1 protein-coding gene is annotated in these 2,629 nt (G+C 53.4%); it reads left to right on the top strand.

All coding sequences use genetic code 11. The annotated features are described in order from the left end of the window. Positions 1 to 932 precede the first annotated feature (932 nt). Positions 933 to 2,629, top strand: a 1,697-nt coding sequence (locus PHX60_RS15955; RefSeq protein ID WP_300079786.1) for a reverse transcriptase family protein, incomplete at its 3' end; no start/stop codon positions are given.

Below are 2,629 nucleotides of genomic sequence, written 5' to 3' on the forward strand. Positions count from 1 at the left end.
CCACTGGGCGGGGCAGAGGTTATTTGGCGCAGAGATCTTTCAAAGGTTACGATGGGCGTGCCAGTTCACGTCCAGATCATGTGTTGCTCACTCCTGATTTGTTTGGCATGCTACAAAAAGTTGACATTGATGACGGTTGCTTTGTTTCTGATCACAATCCTATTTCTCTTTCCTTTCCTACTGCTGCCTCTGTGGATTGGGACTGGACCTCGTATGTTGGTGTGGATGCTACCAACGAGCAAGGGAACGTGAGGCTTCGGTGGAATGACATGGGTGGGGACCAGTATGGGGCTCACATTAGGGACGACGTTATAGGGAAACAGGAGATGGCTTCTGCACTGTCGGATGGTGATTTGAACAATGCGAACGCTGCACTGGTGGGCATGATTGAGAGGGCGGCTAACGCGGCAGGGATGGTAGTGCGTACGCGCCCTGCCCCCCTCCGCAGGTACCCCGCTGGCAAGCAACGCCCTGCCTGGTTTGATGAGCAGTGCCGGGAGGCCAAGCGCCAATTGCGGCGTGCCTGCAAGTCTGGACACGCCCGCGAGGAGCTGGCCAGGGAGTATAACCGTGTGACCAATCGGGCACGGCGCAAGCATGAACAGCTACGGGCAGCTCGCCTGCTGGACAGAATAGCCAACAAGGACCCCGAGGCATACAAGATGGTGGTGAGGAAGGCAGCACGTAAAACCACACCGATTTCAGCTGCGACATGGCAGGAGCACATTCAGAGACACTTTGCACTGCCATCTGAGGTAGAGCAACAACCATGTGGGGGAGGGAGCGGAATTGGGGGCCCGGCTGGGCACAACCGGCGGGTTCTAATGGATGCGCAGGGTAGGCCAGCTACGCTGATTGCTTTGGGGGCGAGTCAGAACAGGAACACCGAACGTGCTTTTGTACTGCCAGATAGGCCCATGCTATTACATCTTGTGTCTAAACACCTGGGGCAGATGCGTGCTGACTCCGCTGCTGGACTTGATGCCATTCCTGTCTCGTTTGTCAAGTATGCCAGGGTGCCGGTGGGGGAGCGGCAACATTCACATGTTTTGGGGACTTTGCTGTGTGACATGTTTGGTGTGTGCCTGCAACAGGGTAAAATTCCAGACTGTTGGAAGGTGGCTAGGCTGTCGCCCCTGCACAAAAAGGGTGACCTGTTGGACCCAACCAACTACCGGATGCTGGCAGTGAGTTCTTGCCTGTACAGGCTGTTTGCTAATGTTGTGCGTGAGATCATGACAGACTGGAGTGTGGCTCATGGCAAAGTGCCGGATTCACAGTTTGGTTTCTACCCCAATCGTAATACCGTACAACCCATGTTCATTTTGCGGCACCTGATTTCTGCTGCCAAAATTCGTCGTGGGGGTAGGGTGTATGCTGCGTTTATTGATTTTACACAGGCTTATGACCGTGTGCACCGTGGTAAACTCTGGACGCATCTTGCGGACATTGGCTTGCCACATGCTTTGCTGAAGGTTGTGCAAGATATGTACACGGGGGATGCATATGAGCTGGTGGATGGGGAAAAACACACAGGGCGCATACACCCTGCCATGGGAGTGAAACAGGGGTGCCCTCTCAGTCCGCTTTTGTTTGCTCTGTATGTGAATGACGTTAAGCAGTTTTTTCCTGCTAGACATGGGGCTGCCACTGCCATGCCTGGTGTCTCGGTCTCACACATGATGTATGCAGATGACCTCACTCTGTTGGCCAGTGAGGCTGGGGAGTTGCAGGCCATGCTGAACAATTTGGAACGGTATGCGAGGGGCAAGGGCCTAACAGTGAATGTTGGTAAGTCTGAAGTTGTTGTTTTCCACTCACAGCCGGGTGATGTTGCTCGCTCCTTCACTCTGGGTAGTTGTGCTCTGAAGGTTGTGAATGAATTCAAATATCTTGGTGTGCTTTTTCACAAATCTGGTAAGATGGCTGTGGCTGCGGACTATGCTGCGAGACCGATGATGGCTGCCATTAAGCGTGTAGAGGAGATGGGGGAGAACCATTGTGTGAGTGACAGGCCACATGCCATGCTATGGCTTTTCCAGTCTTTTGCTTTGTCTGCTGGCATGTATGGTTCTCAGATCTGGAGCACAGGGTACCTGGACAAGGAAGTTGTCACGCCGGTAGTGCAACGGCGGCAATTGGGTTTTATCAAGCGTGTGTTGCGTGTTAAAATGTCAGCCCCGACCCATGTTGTGTTACGTGAGTCTGGCCAGCTGCCTATGCGCCACTATTGGTTTAGGTCGGTGGTTCGGTTTTGGAATGCCATGGTCAAGTCCTGTTTTGGTCAGGCCCAGTCTGGTTGCCAGGTGCTTCACGATGTGATTCAGGCAGATGGGCTGTTGGCGCAATCAGAGCAAAAGTGTTGGACTAGGGAGGTGTGCAAGGCGCTGCTTCAACTCCATGGAGGGCAGACCTGGGCACAGGCTGTGAAGGAAAAGCGTGTGGTGGACATGACTGGCTTTTGTAGTGCGCTGATGTCTCAGACTAGGAGTGTGTGGAAGGATGTTGCTGACAGTGACCCCCGCAATGATGTTTCGGCAAATCGGAAATTGGTAGTCTATGAGAAGTGGATGGCAGCAGACTGGAATGGTGATAGGCGACCCCCTTTGCCGGCTTATTTGTGTGTTCC

It is taken from the genome of Giesbergeria sp., assembly GCF_028686475.1.
Taxonomy (GTDB): Bacteria; Pseudomonadota; Gammaproteobacteria; order Burkholderiales; family Burkholderiaceae_C; genus Simplicispira.